The sequence below is a fragment of the Pseudomonas sp. S3_B11 genome (assembly GCF_054667715.1).
Genome location: NZ_CP162749.1, coordinates 6,239,947 through 6,254,138 on the forward strand (window position 1 = coordinate 6,239,947; position 14,192 = coordinate 6,254,138).

General features: G+C 62.1%; 13 protein-coding genes and 2 pseudogenes. 12 read left to right on the plus strand and 3 right to left on the minus strand.

Annotation, left to right across the window (positions count from 1 at the left end; translation table 11 throughout):
* Positions 1-18: 18 nt before the first annotated feature.
* Positions 19-678: a glutathione S-transferase family protein gene (locus AB4O22_RS27875; RefSeq protein ID WP_460097623.1), complete on the plus strand. Its 660-nt coding sequence runs from the start codon at positions 19-21 to the stop codon at positions 676-678.
* Positions 679-801: 123 nt separating this feature from the next.
* On the opposite strand, the gene argH is transcribed toward AB4O22_RS27875, so the two are convergent.
* The gene (gene argH, locus AB4O22_RS27880; RefSeq protein WP_223472073.1) at positions 802-2,196 is read right to left on the minus strand and encodes an argininosuccinate lyase; all 1,395 of its coding nucleotides are present in this window, start codon (positions 2,194-2,196) and stop codon (positions 802-804) included.
* A 316-nt stretch (positions 2,197-2,512) separates the two neighbouring features.
* Here argH and AB4O22_RS27885 point away from each other — a divergent pair.
* From AB4O22_RS27885 to AB4O22_RS27920, 8 genes and pseudogenes are all read left to right on the plus strand, one after another.
* Positions 2,513-2,662: pseudogene (locus AB4O22_RS27885) on the plus strand (sensor histidine kinase); the annotation flags it as partial.
* Positions 2,659-3,405 (plus strand): LytR/AlgR family response regulator transcription factor, encoded by a 747-nt coding sequence (locus AB4O22_RS27890; RefSeq protein WP_003206780.1) that lies wholly within the window; start codon positions 2,659-2,661, stop codon positions 3,403-3,405. The pseudogene AB4O22_RS27885 and the gene AB4O22_RS27890, both read left to right, overlap by 4 nt.
* Positions 3,406-3,542: 137 nt before the next feature.
* On the plus strand, positions 3,543-4,484 hold the full coding sequence (gene hemC / locus AB4O22_RS27895) for a hydroxymethylbilane synthase (protein WP_003206778.1): 942 nt from the start codon (positions 3,543-3,545) through the stop codon (positions 4,482-4,484).
* Positions 4,481-5,227, plus strand: a pseudogene (locus tag AB4O22_RS27900) (uroporphyrinogen-III synthase); the annotation flags it as partial. The gene hemC and the pseudogene AB4O22_RS27900, both read left to right, overlap by 4 nt.
* Positions 5,228-5,263: 36 nt before the next feature.
* A complete protein-coding gene (locus tag AB4O22_RS27905; protein WP_027912775.1) occupies positions 5,264-6,397 on the plus strand; it encodes a uroporphyrinogen-III C-methyltransferase in 1,134 nt (377 codons plus the stop codon).
* Positions 6,394-7,641 (plus strand): heme biosynthesis protein HemY, encoded by a 1,248-nt coding sequence (locus tag AB4O22_RS27910; protein ID WP_003206775.1) that lies wholly within the window; start codon positions 6,394-6,396, stop codon positions 7,639-7,641. Before AB4O22_RS27905 ends, AB4O22_RS27910 begins: the two co-directional genes overlap by 4 nt.
* 304 nt (positions 7,642-7,945) lie before the next feature.
* Positions 7,946-8,488, plus strand: a complete 543-nt coding sequence (locus AB4O22_RS27915; RefSeq protein ID WP_003206773.1) for a disulfide bond formation protein B — start codon at positions 7,946-7,948, stop codon at positions 8,486-8,488.
* Positions 8,489-8,662: 174 nt separating this feature from the next.
* Positions 8,663-9,121: an Rsd/AlgQ family anti-sigma factor gene (locus AB4O22_RS27920; RefSeq protein ID WP_003206770.1), complete on the plus strand. Its 459-nt coding sequence runs from the start codon at positions 8,663-8,665 to the stop codon at positions 9,119-9,121.
* Positions 9,122-9,180: 59 nt separating this feature from the next.
* Here AB4O22_RS27920 and AB4O22_RS27925 read toward each other — a convergent pair whose 3' ends face one another.
* On the minus strand, positions 9,181-9,846 hold the full coding sequence (locus tag AB4O22_RS27925) for an FKBP-type peptidyl-prolyl cis-trans isomerase (RefSeq protein WP_013694534.1): 666 nt from the start codon (positions 9,844-9,846) through the stop codon (positions 9,181-9,183).
* Between the two features lie 191 nt (positions 9,847-10,037).
* Here AB4O22_RS27925 and AB4O22_RS27930 point away from each other — a divergent pair, with 191 nt between their 5' ends.
* A complete protein-coding gene (locus tag AB4O22_RS27930) occupies positions 10,038-11,183 on the plus strand; it encodes an AlgP family protein (protein ID WP_223472074.1) in 1,146 nt (381 codons plus the stop codon).
* On the opposite strand, the gene AB4O22_RS27935 is transcribed toward AB4O22_RS27930, so the two are convergent.
* Complete coding sequence (locus AB4O22_RS27935; protein WP_223472075.1) at positions 11,180-11,644, minus strand: TIGR02444 family protein; 465 nt, start codon at positions 11,642-11,644, stop codon at positions 11,180-11,182. The genes AB4O22_RS27930 and AB4O22_RS27935 overlap by 4 nt on opposite strands.
* A 50-nt stretch (positions 11,645-11,694) precedes the next feature.
* On the opposite strand from AB4O22_RS27935, the gene AB4O22_RS27940 reads away from it, so the two are divergent.
* Together AB4O22_RS27940 and AB4O22_RS27945 are read left to right on the plus strand one after the other, a co-directional pair.
* On the plus strand, positions 11,695-13,605 hold the full coding sequence (locus AB4O22_RS27940; RefSeq protein ID WP_460097626.1) for an ATP-binding cassette domain-containing protein: 1,911 nt from the start codon (positions 11,695-11,697) through the stop codon (positions 13,603-13,605).
* A complete protein-coding gene (locus AB4O22_RS27945; RefSeq protein WP_003206760.1) occupies positions 13,605-14,186 on the plus strand; it encodes a mechanosensitive ion channel family protein in 582 nt (193 codons plus the stop codon). Before AB4O22_RS27940 ends, AB4O22_RS27945 begins: the two co-directional genes overlap by 1 nt.
* The last annotated feature ends 6 nt before the right edge of the window (positions 14,187-14,192 follow it).

Below are 14,192 nucleotides of genomic sequence, written 5' to 3' on the forward strand. Positions count from 1 at the left end.
CGGCCTGGAGGCTTTGTAATGCTCGAGCTTTATGGTTTCTCTGTCAGTAACTATTACAACATGGTCAAACTGGCGCTGTTGGAGAAGGGCCTGCCCTTCGAAGAAGTGCCGTTCTACCCCAACCAGACCCCCGAAGCGTGGGCCATCAGCCCGCGCGGGAAGGTGCCGGTGTTGAAAGCCGAGCAGGGGTTTATCAACGAAACCAGCGTGATCCTCGAGTACATCGAACAAACCCAACCAGGCAAGGCCCTGCTGCCCAGTGACCCGTTCGAGCGGGCCCAGGTATTGGCCTTGTGCAGGGAGATCGAGTTGTACATCGAGCTGCCGGCGCGGGCTTGCTTTGCCGAGGCTTTTTTCGGCATGTCGGTGCCCGAGGCCATCAAGGAAAAGACCAAGGCCGAATTGCTGCTGGGGTTCGCGTCACTGGCCAGGCACGGCAAATTCTCGCCCTATGTGGCGGGTGATAGTCTGAGTATTGCTGACCTGTATTTTTTCTACAGCGTTTCGCTGGCCCTCCAGGTGGGCAGGAAACTGTTCGATATTGACCTGCTGGCAGACATGCCGGCGGCCAAGGCGCTGATGGAGCGCTTGGAGCAGAATCCGCATGTGCAGCGGATTGCGGCGGATAGGGAGGCGGCGATGCCGGCGTTTTTGGCGATGATCGCTGCCAAGAAGTGAGTTTCGTGGTGTTTTGAAGTGAGTCATCGCGAGCAGGCTCGCTCCCACAATGAGTCTCTACATGTTCACAAAATATGTGTGCACTGAAGATCCACTGTGGGAGCGAGCTTGCTCGCGATGCTTTTAGCGGCTGGCGAGCAACGCCTGGCCGCGCACCACGGCTGCCTTGACCTGCGCCGGCGCGGTGCCGCCGATGTGGTCGCGGGCATTGACCGAGCCTTCGAGGGTCAGCACGGCAAACACGTCCTGTTCGATCTGGTCGCTGAACCGGCGCAGTTCGTCCAGGCTCATTTCCGCCAGATCCTTGCCACTGTCCACGCCGTACTTCACGGCATGGCCGACGATCTCATGGCAGTCGCGGAACGGTAGGCCACGGCGCACCAGATAATCGGCCAGGTCCGTGGCGGTGGAAAAGCCGCGCAGGGCCGCTTCGCGCATCACCGCATGCTTGGGCTTGATGGCCGGGATCATGTCGGCGAAGGCCCGCAGCGAGTCGCGCAAGGTGTCGGCGGCGTCGAACAGCGGTTCCTTGTCTTCCTGGTTGTCCTTGTTGTAGGCCAGCGGCTGGCCTTTCATCAGGGTCAGCAGGCCCATCAATGCGCCGAACACCCGGCCACTCTTGCCCCGCACCAGTTCCGGCACGTCTGGGTTTTTCTTTTGCGGCATGATCGAGCTGCCGGTGCAGAAGCGGTCCGGCAGGTCAATGAACTGGAATTGCGCACTGGTCCACAGCACCAGCTCTTCGGAGAAGCGCGACAGGTGCATCATCGCGATGCTTGCGGCGGCGCAGAATTCGATGGCGAAATCGCGGTCTGAGACGTTATCCAGCGAGTTGCCGCCCACGGCGTCGAAGCCCAGCAACTGCGCAGTGTATTCACGGTCGATCGGGTACGTGGTGCCGGCCAGCGCGGCGCTGCCCAGGGGCATGCGGTTGGTGCGCTTGCGGCAGTCCACCAGGCGCTCGTAGTCGCGGCTGAGCATTTCGAACCAGGCCAGCATGTGATGCCCAAACGTTACAGGTTGGGCGGTTTGCAGGTGCGTGAAGCCCGGCATGATGCTCTCGGCTTCGCGCTCGGCTTGCTCCAGCAGGCCTTTTTGCAGGCGAGTGATTTCGGCCAGGATCAGGTCGATCTCATCGCGCAGCCACAGGCGGATGTCGGTGGCGACCTGGTCGTTGCGGCTGCGGCCGGTATGCAGTTTCTTGCCGGTCACGCCGATGCGGTCGGTCAGGCGCGCTTCGATGTTCATGTGCACGTCTTCAAGGTCGACGCGCCAGTCGAACTGGCTGGCTTCGATTTCAGCCTGGATGGTCTTCAGGCCGTCGATGATGCTGTCGCGCTCGGCATCGGTCAGCACGCCGACCTTGGCCAGCATGGTGGCGTGGGCGATCGAGCCCATGATGTCGTGGCGATACAGGCGCTGGTCAAAGTTGACGGAGGCGGTGAAGCGGGCGACGAAGGCGTCGACGGGTTCACTGAAGCGGCCGCCCCAGGACTGATTGGTCTTGTCAGTGCTCATGAATTCGCTCGTGATCGGCTGTGGAAAAAGTAGCGGTTAAAGGCTGCGGCGGATGATAGCAGGGTTGCCGGGACTGGCGCTGGCACTGGTCGGCAGGTTTTTTCGATGCAAGCCTGGGATCCAACCGGGTTTTCCCGCAACGATATTTTTCGATTGAGCAATATCGTCGTGGCAACCGTCTACAGTGGACTGTAGGACTTTTGCTTTTTTTACCCATGGCGCAGCGGATATAGATAAGAAGGGGGTGCTCATATTGGTCAGATCGACAGTTAACAATCCCTACGGCGACGCCGTGCGACAACGGGCCTCGGGCATCGGTCGGCAAGCGCTGGTAAAGATAGGCAACCGCCGCGCGGCACTTTTTGGCCCTCGAACGAGTCTTAGCGTGGATCGCCGTGACGGATGTCACTTCCCCTGTCTACGCTATCCTTGTGCGAGACTCACGCAGGAATCCAGCGCAATATGAATGTCCTGATCGTTGATGACGAACCACTGGCCCGCGAGCGCCTGAGCCGAATGGTTGGCGAGCTCGAGGGTTACAGTGTCCTGGAGCCGAGCGCCACCAATGGCGAAGAGGCATTGGCCCTTATTGACAGCCACAAGCCGGATATCGTGCTGCTCGACATTCGCATGCCTGGCCTGGACGGTCTGCAGGTTGCGGCGAAGTTGTGCGAACGAGAGTCGCCGCCTGCGGTGGTGTTCTGTACCACCCGGGACGATTTCCCACCCGAGGTGTTGCAGGCCGGTGCCGTGGGCTACCTGGTCAAGCCGGTGGCGGCCGAGGCGTTGCTTGAAGCCTTGCGCAAGGCCGAGCGACCCAACCGCGTGCAACTGGCGGCGCTGACCCGTCCGGCCGCCGAAAGCGGTAGCGGCCCGCGCAGCCATATCAGTGCGCGCACCCGCAAAGGCATCGAGCTGATCCCATTGAACCAGGTGGTCTATTTCATCGCCGACCACAAATACGTGACCTTGCGTCATGAGAGTGGCGAGGTGTTGTTGGATGAGCCACTCAAGGCCCTCGAAGACGAGTTCGGCGAACGTTTCGTACGCATCCACCGCAACGCCCTCGTGGCCCGCGAGCGGATCGAGCGTTTGCAACGCACCCCCCTTGGGCATTTCCAACTGTTCCTCAAGGGCCTCAATGGCGATGCGCTGATTGTCAGCCGACGGCACGTGGCCGGCGTGCGCAAAATGATGCAGCAGCTTTAATGCGGCGGTCCAAGGCGTTCCATGCGTTTCATTTCGAGGATTTGGCGGCCAGGGAGGCCTTGGGGTCGTGATTCAAATCAAAGCGGTTTTGGCTGAGCTGTTATTATCTGCCGTATCTTTTAAGTACGGATTGATCCATGTCCCCTCGCGAGATCCGCATCGCCACCCGTAAAAGTGCCTTGGCCCTCTGGCAGGCCGAATACGTCAAAGCCCGCCTGGAAGCGGCCCATCCCGGCCTGATCGTGACCCTGGTGCCCATGGTCAGTCGCGGTGACAAGCTGCTGGATTCGCCGCTGTCGAAGATCGGCGGCAAGGGCCTGTTCGTCAAGGAACTGGAAACCGCGTTGCTGGACAACGAAGCCGACATCGCCGTGCATTCGATGAAAGACGTGCCCATGGACTTTCCCGAAGGCCTGGGCCTGTTTTGCATCTGCGAGCGGGAAGACCCACGCGACGCGTTCGTCTCCAACACGTTCTCCAGTCTTGAAGCTCTGCCTGCCGGGAGCGTGGTCGGCACTTCCAGCCTGCGTCGCCAGGCACAGTTGCTGACTCGCCGTCCGGACCTGCAAATCCGTTTCCTGCGCGGTAACGTCAATACGCGCCTGGCCAAGCTCGATGCCGGTGAGTACGACGCGATCATCCTCGCCGCCGCCGGCCTGATCCGCCTGGGCTTTGAAGATCGCATCACCTCGGCCATCAGCGTCGACGACAGCCTGCCGGCCGGTGGGCAAGGGGCGGTGGGCATCGAGTGTCGCAGCGCCGACAGCGACATCCACGCCTTGCTGGCGCCGCTGCACCATGAAGACACCGCCACGCGGGTATTCGCCGAACGCGCTCTCAACAAACACCTCAATGGCGGTTGCCAAGTGCCGATCGCCTGTTACGCCGTGCTGGAAGGCGAACAGGTCTGGTTGCGCGGGCTGGTGGGGGATCCCAACGGTGGCCGGCTGCTCAGCGCCGAAGCCCGGGCGCCGCGCCACGATGCCGAGGCGTTGGGCGTGCGGGTGGCCGAAGACCTGCTGAGCCAGGGCGCCGCCGACATTCTCAAGGCGGTCTACGGCGAGGCCGGCCACACGTGACGGGTTGGCGGCTGCTGCTCACCCGGCCGACGGACGAGTCGTCGGCGCTGGCGGCTGTCCTGGCCGAAGCGGGGGTCTACAGCAGCAGCCTGCCCTTGCTGGATATCGAGCCGGTCCCGCTGTCCGATGCCGGGCGGGCGATATTCCAGGCGCTGGACCAATACTCTGCCGTGATCGTCGTCAGCAAACCGGCCGCACGCCTGTGCGTCGAGCTGCTGCACCAATACTGGCCCCAACCTCCAGACCAACCATGGTTCAGCGTGGGTGCGGCCACCGGACAGATTCTCGTCGATGCCGGCCTCACGGTGTTTTATCCCGATAACGGCGATGACAGCGAAGCCTTGCTGGAACACTTGGTCTTGCGCCAGGCTGTTGCGCGGCCCGACCCCAAGGTGTTGATCGTGCGGGGTGAGGGCGGGCGTGGCTTGCTGGCAGAGCGTTTGCGCGAGCAAGGTGCTAGTGTCGATTATCTGGAATTGTACCGCCGCCACTTGCCCGATTACGGCGAAGGGGCGTTGCCGGCGAAAGTCGAAGCGGAACGCTTGAACGCACTGGTGGTCAGCAGTGGGCAGGGCTTCGAGCATCTGCAGCGGCTGGCCGGCGATGCGTGGCCGGCCCTGGCGCGGTTACCGTTGTTTGTTCCAAGCCCAAGGGTTGCCGAGATGGCGCGTGCCGCCGGGGCCCGAACAGTTGTGGATTGTCGTGGCGCCAATGCCGCGGCTTTGCTGGCGGCGTTACGGGAACACTCCGTGCCGTTTTCTAATGCAAAGGATGGATACGTGAGCGAAACAGCCTTGCCAAAAGAAGATCTAGACCAGCCAGCGATCGATGCGCCGGTTGAAACTCCGCCCCCGATGGCGCCGCGTCGCGGCAACGGGTTGGCCATTGTTGCATTGCTGCTCGGCGCCGCCGGCGTGGCCGTGGGCGGTTGGGGCGTGTGGCAGGTGCGTCACCTGCAAACCAATAACCAGCAGCAGTCCGCCCAGGTCCAGGCACTGAATGACCAGGCCCAGAGCCTCAAGCTCAACGAGCAACGCCTGAGCGAACGCCTGGCGCAATTGCCCCCGGCCGAAGAGCTGGAGGATCGGCGGCGCCTGGTGGCTCAGTTGCAAAGTGATCAGCAGCACCTGAACCAGCGCCTGGAAACCGTGCTCGGTGCCAGCCGCAAGGATTGGCGTCTGGCGGAGGCCGAGCACTTGTTGCGCCTGGCTAGCCTGCGTCTTTCCGCCCTGCAAGACATCAACAGTGCCCAGGCGCTGGTCCAGGGGGCTGACGAAATCCTGCGCGAGCAGAACGACCCCGGTTCGTTCGCCGCCCGCGAGCAACTGGCCAAGACCCTCGCCGCGTTGCGCAGCACCGAGCAACCGGATCGCACCGGGCTGTTCCTGCAACTGGGCGCCTTGCGTGATCAGGTCCTGGAGCTGACCGAGCTGGCGCCCGAGTACAAGGACCGCGGTGAATCCCTGCTGGGCCTGACCGCCGACGGCGATGGCGCAAGTCGTTGGGCGCAGTGGTGGGACCAGATCTCGCGCTATATCCGTATCGACTTCAACGCCGATGAGAATGTCCGTCCGCTGCTGGCCGGGCAAAGCCTGGTGCAAGTGCGCCTGGCCTTGAGCCTGGCGCTGGAACAGGCGCAATGGGCCGCCCTCAATGGTCAGGCGCCGGTCTACACCCAGGCGCTGACCGAGGCTCGGGACGTGTTGAAGAACAACTTCAACCAGGACAACCCGCAAAGCAAGATCATGCTCGAGCGCGTGGTCGAGCTGTCCAAGCAGCCGGTGACGGTGGTCACCCCGGACCTGACGGGTACGCTGAGCAGCGTCCAGGCTTACCTTGAGCGCCGCAACCTCAATGCCCAGGAATCGGTCAAGCCGCTGCCCGCGCCTGGCGCGCAGGAGGCCACGCCATGAAGCGTCTCTACGTGATTCTGTTCGTGGTCATCGCTGCTGCTGCCTTGCTGGGCGTGGCGATTGCCGAGCATTCGGGTTACGTGCTGGTGGCGTACAAGAACTTCCGTTATGAAGCCGGCCTGTGGGTCACCCTGGCGCTGGTGGCGGTGCTCTGGCTGCTATGGCGAGGTCTGAGGGCGCTGATTGGGCTGGTGACTACGTCGAGTGGTGTGGTCAACCCGTGGTCGCGGCGCAACCGCAGCCGGCGGGTGCAAGTGGCGATCGAGCACGGCCAGTTGGACCTGGCCGAAGGTCGCTGGGCCAGTGCCCAAAGACACCTGCATCGTGCCGCCGAAGCCGAGCGCCAGCCGCTGCTGTATTACCTCGGTGCCGCCCGTGCGGCCAACGAACAAGGTCTCTACGAACAGAGCGACAGTTTGCTCGAACGCGCCCTGGAGCGTCAGCCCCAGGCGGAGTTGGCCATTGCCCTGACGCACGCACAACTGCAGACGGACCGAGGCGACACGGACGGCGCATTGACCACGCTGCAGGCCATGCATGAGCGTCATCCCCATAACGTCCAGGTCCTGCGCCAACTGCAACGACTGCATCAGCAGCGCGGCGACTGGTCGGCATTGATCCGACTGTTGCCGGAGCTGCGCAAGGACAAGGTCCTGCCACCGGCTGAACTGGCGGAACTGGAGCGTCGTGCCTGGGGCGAAAATCTCACCCTGGCAGCCCACCGTGAGGAGGATGGCAGCGTCGGTTTGCAGTCGCTCAATCGCGCCTGGCAACAACTGACCTCCGCGCAGCGCCAGGAGTCGGCGCTGGTGCTGGCCTATGCCGAGCAGTTGCGCCAGTTGGGGGCCCAGGTCGAGGCCGAAGAAGTACTGCGAAGTGCGCTCAAGCGTCACTATGACAGCCATCTGGCGCGCTTGTATGGGTTGGTCCGGGGCAATGATCCGGTCCGCCAGTTGCAAACGGCCGAAGGCTGGCTCAAGGATCATCCGGCCGATCCAAGCCTGTTGCTGACCTTGGGGCGCCTATGCCTGCAGAGCAGTTTGTGGGGCAAGGCGCGGGACTATCTGGAAAGCAGCCTGCGCGTCCAACGCAATCCCGAAGCCTGTGCTGAACTGGCGCGATTGCTGGCGCAACTGGGGGATGCCGAGCGCAGCAACCAGTTGTTTCAGGAGGGGTTGGGGCTGCTGGACGAGCGCCTGCTGGCCGCGCCGTTGCCGGTTCCGGCCCAGGTGTTGTCCACTTGAGATGAGTCATTGTGGCGCGCCTGTACGGGTGGGAGCAAAGCCTGCTCGCGAAACAGGCGCCTCGGTTTCTGAAGGACCGCGTCGTCTTCATCGCGGGCAAGCCTTGCTCCCACTGGTGATACCCGTTTGTTTTTGGGGCTTTGGTCATGCCATCAGTAAAGTCCTACAGTCCATCGCGCTGAATCCTCTTTGGCCTGTCGGGAATTCCCTACATCCCTGGTGAAGTGTCTGCGCGGGCCTGCCTTGAAAGGCCCGAGGGCTTTCCTCTACCGTAACTGCTTGTCTCTTCTGTTACGGAACCGCCATGTCTTTGGCCAGCTCACGCTTCTTGTTTTTCATGGCTTCCATCGCCGCAGCCCTGGCTTTGGGCATCGCCACTTATCTGGAATATTCGGTCGGCCTGACGCCTTGCAGCCTGTGTGTCTTGCAGCGGTTGTGTCTGATGCTGCTCCTGGTGAACAGCCTTGTGGCATGCGTACACGGTCCAGGCCAAAGAGGCAGTCTCTTCTATGGCGCGGCAGGGTTGGTTTTTGCGACGGGGGGAATGACCCTGGCATGGCGTCAGGTCTTGATGCAAAGCCATTCGTTCGAGCCGTTTCCTGATTGTATTGCCCAGCCCAAGCTGATGGATTCGTGGTGGTGCGCGTTGCATCGCGTCCTCGACGGCGCGGTCGATTGCGCGAACATCACCTGGACGCTGTTCGACCTGAGTATCCCCGAATGGAGCCTGTTGTTTTTTCTCGCGGTGTCCAGCGCGATGGCCTATCTACTGCTGCGCCTTGCCTGGAGTGCTCTGGTACGACCGCTCAGCGGCGATACGTCGCAGATGCTCAGGGCCGTGGATTAAACACTTGTATGAACTTTATCTCCTGCGTACCTTGAAGCCATTGTCGTGCGGGCATAATCTGGCCCGCACGTGTTATTGGAATTGTGCCGCTCGATCATGTTGTGTCTGGCTTGTCCCTGATCATCAGGCGTGCACAGGCTGCGAGTGGCATGACTCACAAGGGAAGAAATCACCATGCTCGAAAGTTGTCAGAATGCTCAGGAACGCTGGGGTGGGGTGCATCTGCTGATCGATCGTTGGTTGCAGGAGCGTCACGAACTGGTTCGGGCCTACGATGCCCTCGGCGATAAGCCTGAAGCGCTGAGCGAAAGCCGCAAACCCTTGCAGGAATTCTGCGGTGTGCTGGTCGACTATGTGTCTGCCGGTCATTTCGAGATCTACGAACAACTGACGGGCGAGGCCAAGGCCTTCAACGACAAGCGCGGCCTGGAACTGGCCGAGCAGATCTACCCGCGCATCGATGTCATCACCGAAAAGCTGCTGGCGTTCAACGACCTCTGCGATGAAGGCAAGTGCGTAGCGGAAAAATTCAAGGAGCTGGGCGGCTTGCTGCATGAACGTTTCGAACTGGAAGACTGCCTGATCGAAGTGCTGCACAACGCTCACAAGGAAGAAGCTGCGGTCCAGGCCTGAGGGTTTCGCGGTCATGAAAAAACGGTGCGCATTGCGCACCGTTTTTTATTGGGCCCGCGTCAGGTCGTCGCGCCCAGCAATTCGATTTCAAACACCAGTGGCGTGTACGGCGGGATCACATCTCCCGCCCCATCGGCGCCATAGGCCAGGGTCGACGGAATCACCAGCCGCCATTTTGCGCCTACCGGCATTTGCGGCAATGCACTGCGCCAACCGTCAATCACGCTGTCGAGGTTGAACCACTGTGCCTGGTGGTTGGAATCGAATACGGTGCCGTCCGGCAATCGACCGGTATACAGCACCTGGACTTTGCCGTGAGGGCCGGCTTTCGCGCCGTGGCCTGGCTTGATCTCGGTCAGCAGGATGCCGTCTGCGAGTTGCTGGACGCCGGGACGGTTCTTTTCTTCGTTGAGAAATTTCTGCTCCGTTTTCAACGCGGCTTCGATCTGCGGCGTCGTCGATTGCGAATTCAGTTGTGCCTGGTGCTCGGCGAGGATCTGTTCGATGCGTTCATCCTTGAGGGCCAGCGGCTTGCCCAGGTAGGCCTGTTGCAAGCCTTCGACCAAGGCTTTGATCTGCAGGTCCGGCACGTCCTGGCGCAGGCGTTCGCCAAGGCTTGCGCCCAGGCTGTAAGCCAAATCGTGGGCATCGTTTGCGTTGGTTTTTTCAACGGCCTGGACCGTGGAGCAAGCCATGCACAGGAATAAAAACAGGTGACGCGACATGTATGCTCTCCGGCCTCGAATCGAGGAATTATGCCAGTGCCGATATCTATAGAGGTGGATTGCCAAGGCACTGGCGCAGAAGATTTTTCGTCTCTTGCAACGCAACGTCTTGTGTACTGTCAACATGCCCTAGCGGCGGTTGAAGCAGAGGTCTAGTATGAGCCGCACTCACGTCAGTCAGGAGGTAAACCATGTCGGCCACCAAGAAGCCTGTAAACACTCCGTTGCACTTGCTCCAACAACTCTCGGGCAGCTTGCTCGAACATCTGGAAAATGCCTGCTCCCAAGCCCTGGCTGATGCTGAAAAACTGCTCGCCAAACTTGAAAAACAACGCGGCAAAGCGCAGGAAAAACTGCACAAGTCGCGCACCAAATTGCAAGACGCAGCCACCGCTGGCAAGGCCAAGGCACAAGCCAAGGCCAAAGATGTCGTGAAAGAACTCGAGGACCTGCTCGATGCCTTGAAGGATCGTCAGTCCGAGACCCGCACCTACATTCTGCAACTCAAGCGTGATGCCCAGGAAAGCCTGAAACTGGCCCAGGGTGTCGGTCGCGTGCAGGAAGCCGCAGGCAAGGCGCTGACGCTTCGTGCTGCCAAGCCTGCCGCTGTATCGGCCAAGAAGCCGGCGGCTAAACCCGTCGCGGCAAAAGCTCCGGTCAAAGTCGCTGCCAAGCCTGCGGCGAAAGCACCGGCCAAAGCTGCCAGCAAGCCTGCTGCCAAGCCGGTCGCTGCCAGCGCTGCAAAACCTGCGGCAAAAAAACCAGTCGTCAAAGCTGCGGCCAAGCCTGCCGCTAAAACGGCGGCCGCTAAACCTGCTGCCGCCAAGCCCGCGGTAAAAGCTGCTGCTAAACCAGCCGCCAAACCTGCGGCAAAAGTTGCAGCCAAACCTGCCGCTAAAACCGCCGCCGCTAAACCTGCTGCCAAAGCGGCGGTAAAAGCCACTGCAAAACCTGCTGCCGCCAAGCCGGCTGCCAAACCAGCAGCAACCAAAACGGCTGCGGCCAAGCCTGCTGCGAAAACGGCTGCCAAGCCAGTCGCTGCCAAAGCACCCGCCAAAGTAGCGGCTAAACCCGCCGCCAAACCGGCTGCGGCAAAACCTGCTGCCAAGCCAGCTGTCGCGAAGCCGGCCGCTGCAAAACCTGCTGCCAAGCCAGCGGCCAAGCCTGCCGTGAAAAAGCCAGTCGCTGCAAAACCTGCGACTGCGCCAGCTGCCAAGCCAGCGACACCGGCTCCGACCGCGGCACCGGCTTCAACCGCCAGCGCTCCGGCTGCGGCGACCAGCCCATCCGCCGCCGTTGCGCCGAGCTCCAGCAGCACCCCAACCAGCGCTTCCTAAGTGCCGGACACCGCGACGCGCAGCTGATGCAGCGCGTCGCGGCTCGCTGGCCCGGCATTCGCCGCCAGCCCTTGCAGCCATTGCGCTGAGTCGTTCTGTTGTTCCCCGGGCCAATCCTTGGCCAGCGCTTCCAATCGCTCCAGCAATTGCCGTTCGGCTGCCAACTCCAGTTGCTTGACCTGCTCGCGCAGGCCATTGAGTGCCGTGTCCTGGAGGGCGCTGGTTTTCCATTGGCTGCGAAGTGTGCGCAGTGGCCGCACCACCTCGGCATCCCACGGCTCGGCCAATAGTCGAAGCTGCTGCAGCCTGTGTTCATTGCAGGCCACGCCGCGCTGCGCCAGCCACAGGCCACAAAGCAGCAGGCAGACGTTGGCGCCCGCGTCTTGCGACGTCAGGCAGGCAGGCTCTACGCCAGGCTTGGCATAGAGGTCGAGGGAAAAGCTCCACAGGTCTGGGGACATCGTGCTACTCGCGCCAGTTGCGAGCGAAGCTGGTAGACTCCGCCGCCATTATGATCCGACTTCAGAACCTGACTTTACAGCGTGGCCCGCAACGTCTGCTAGAAGACGCCGAGCTGACCCTGCACGCCGGCCACAAAGCCGGCCTCATCGGTGCCAACGGCGCCGGCAAATCGAGCCTGTTCGCCTTGCTGCGAGGCGAGCTGCACCCGGACTCGGGTGATTGCCTGTTGCCGTCCGATTGGCGCATCGCCCACATGCGCCAGGAGGTCGACACCCTCGAGCGCCTGGCGGTGGACTACGTGCTCGATGGCGACCTGCGCCTGCGCCAGGTGCAACGTGACCTGGCTGCGGCCGAAGCGGCCCACGACGGTGCCGCACAGGCCCGCCTGCACGCGGAACTCGACAGTGCCGACGGCTACACCGCCGATGCCCGTGCGCGCAAATTGCTCGCCGGCCTGGGTTTTACCAATGAGCAGATGGATCGCCAGGTCGGGGACTTCTCCGGTGGCTGGCGGATGCGCCTGAACTTGGCCCAGGCCTTGATGTGTCCTTCGGATCTGCTGTTGCTCGATGAGCCGACCAACCACTTGGACCTCGACGCTATCATCTGGCTCGAAGACTGGCTCAAGAGTTACCCGGGCACGCTGCTGCTGATTTCCCACGACCGTGATTTCCTCGACGCGGTGGTGGATCACGTGGCCCATGTCGATCAGCGCAAGCTCACCTTGTACCGCGGCGGCTACAGCGCCTTCGAGCGCGCGCGTGCCGAACGCCTGGCCCAGCAACAGCAGGCCTACGAGAAGCAACAGGCGCAACGTGCGCACATGGAAAGCTACATCGCCCGCTTCAAGGCCCAGGCCACCAAGGCGCGCCAGGCCCAGAGCCGGATCAAGGCGCTGGAGCGGATGGAAGAGTTGTCGGCGGCCCACGTCGATTCGCCGTTCGATTTTGTCTTCCGCGAATCGACCAAGATTTCCAGCCCGTTGATCGACCTGTCCGACGCGCGCCTGGGCTACGGCGACAAGACCGTGCTGGAGAAGGTCAAGCTGCAACTGACCCCGGGTGCGCGGATCGGTCTGCTGGGCCCCAACGGTGCCGGTAAGTCGACCCTGATCAAGAACCTTTCCGGTGAACTCGAGCCACTGGCCGGGCGTCTCGCCCGGGGCGAGAACACGGTGGTCGGCTACTTCGCCCAGCATCAGCTCGATTCCCTGGATTCCAAGGCCAGCCCGCTGTTGCACCTGCAACGCCTGGCGCCGACCGAGCGCGAGCAGGTTCTGCGGGATTTCCTCGGCGGTTTCGATTTCCGCGGGGCGCGCATCGACGAGCCGGTGCTGAATTTCTCCGGTGGCGAAAAGGCGCGCCTGGCGCTGGCGTTGATCGCTTGGGGCCGGCCAAACCTGTTGCTGCTCGACGAACCGACCAACCACCTGGACCTGGAGATGCGCCTGGCTTTGACCATGGCCTTGCAGGAATTCAGTGGCGCGGTGCTGGTGGTGTCCCACGATCGGCATTTGCTCAAGAGCACCACGGATAACTTCTTCCTGGTGGCCGATGGCAAGGTCGAGGAATTCGACGGCGACCTGGAAGACTACGCCCGTTGGCTGGTGGAATACCGTCAGCGCAACGCGCCGGTCAGCAGCACGCCGGTCAACCCGGACAAGACCGACAAGAAAGCCCAACGGCAGGCCGCCGCCGCATTGCGCCAGCAACTGGCGCCGCACAAGCGTGAGGCCGACAAGCTCGAAGCCGAGCTGGGCAAGCTGCATGAAAAACTGCAGAAGATCGAAACCAGCCTTGGCGACAGTGGTCTCTACGAGGCGGCGCGCAAAGATGAGTTGCGCGACTTGCTGGCCGAGCAGGCCAAGCTGAAGGTTCGGGAAGCGGAGCTCGAGGAGGCGTGGATGCAAGCGCTGGAACTGCTGGAAAACCTGCAAGCGGAGCTGGAGGCGTTGTCCTGATGGAAGCGTTGGCGTTGCCTGTACCCGTCATGTGGATCGAGCCGATCTGGCTGGGTGTGCAAATCCTGCTGATCCTGCTGGCCGGTTATGTCGCGCAGCGTGTCGTGGCGCGGGCCCTTACCGGCCTGGGTGAGCGTTACCCGTTCCCACCCCAACTGGTCATTATCCTGCGGGGTGTGCTGCGCTGGCTGATCATGGGCACTGCGGTGCTGGTGGTGCTCGAGCGCTTGGGCGTCTCGGCCACGGTGCTATGGACCGCATTGTCGGGCTTCGTCGCGGTGGCAGCGGTGGCGTTCTTTGCCATCTGGAGCGTGCTGTCGAACCTGTTCTGCGCCGTTTTGATCTACACCGTCGGACCGTTTCGCCTGGGCGATGTGGTCGAGTTGGTGGACACCACCGACAAGCCCGGCATCAAGGGACGCGTGGTGGCGATCAATCTGCTGTACACCACACTGATCGAGCCCGAGGAACTCGGCACCGGCAGCGCCATGGTGCAAGTACCCAACAGCCTGTTCTTCCAGCGTTCGGTGCGGCGCTGGCGCGGCAGCGAGGCGTTTCCGGTGGGTGGTTTCGTCGAGTAAGGGACT

Excerpts from the sequence above, each read along its gene's own strand:
- AB4O22_RS27875 (WP_460097623.1), top strand. The coding sequence starts at position 19 with ATGCTCGAGCTTTATGGTTTCTCTGTCAGTAACTATTACAACATGGTC.
- argH (WP_223472073.1), bottom strand. The coding sequence starts at position 2,196 with ATGAGCACTGACAAGACCAATCAGTCCTGGGGCGGCCGCTTCAGTGAA.
- AB4O22_RS27890 (WP_003206780.1), top strand. The coding sequence starts at position 2,659 with ATGAATGTCCTGATCGTTGATGACGAACCACTGGCCCGCGAGCGCCTG.
- hemC (WP_003206778.1), top strand. The coding sequence starts at position 3,543 with ATGTCCCCTCGCGAGATCCGCATCGCCACCCGTAAAAGTGCCTTGGCC.
- AB4O22_RS27910 (WP_003206775.1), top strand. The coding sequence starts at position 6,394 with ATGAAGCGTCTCTACGTGATTCTGTTCGTGGTCATCGCTGCTGCTGCC.
- AB4O22_RS27915 (WP_003206773.1), top strand. The coding sequence starts at position 7,946 with ATGTCTTTGGCCAGCTCACGCTTCTTGTTTTTCATGGCTTCCATCGCC.
- AB4O22_RS27920 (WP_003206770.1), top strand. The coding sequence starts at position 8,663 with ATGCTCGAAAGTTGTCAGAATGCTCAGGAACGCTGGGGTGGGGTGCAT.
- AB4O22_RS27925 (WP_013694534.1), bottom strand. The coding sequence starts at position 9,846 with ATGTCGCGTCACCTGTTTTTATTCCTGTGCATGGCTTGCTCCACGGTC.
- AB4O22_RS27930 (WP_223472074.1), top strand. The coding sequence starts at position 10,038 with ATGTCGGCCACCAAGAAGCCTGTAAACACTCCGTTGCACTTGCTCCAA.
- AB4O22_RS27935 (WP_223472075.1), bottom strand. The coding sequence starts at position 11,644 with ATGTCCCCAGACCTGTGGAGCTTTTCCCTCGACCTCTATGCCAAGCCT.
- AB4O22_RS27940 (WP_460097626.1), top strand. The coding sequence starts at position 11,695 with ATGATCCGACTTCAGAACCTGACTTTACAGCGTGGCCCGCAACGTCTG.
- AB4O22_RS27945 (WP_003206760.1), top strand. The coding sequence starts at position 13,605 with ATGGAAGCGTTGGCGTTGCCTGTACCCGTCATGTGGATCGAGCCGATC.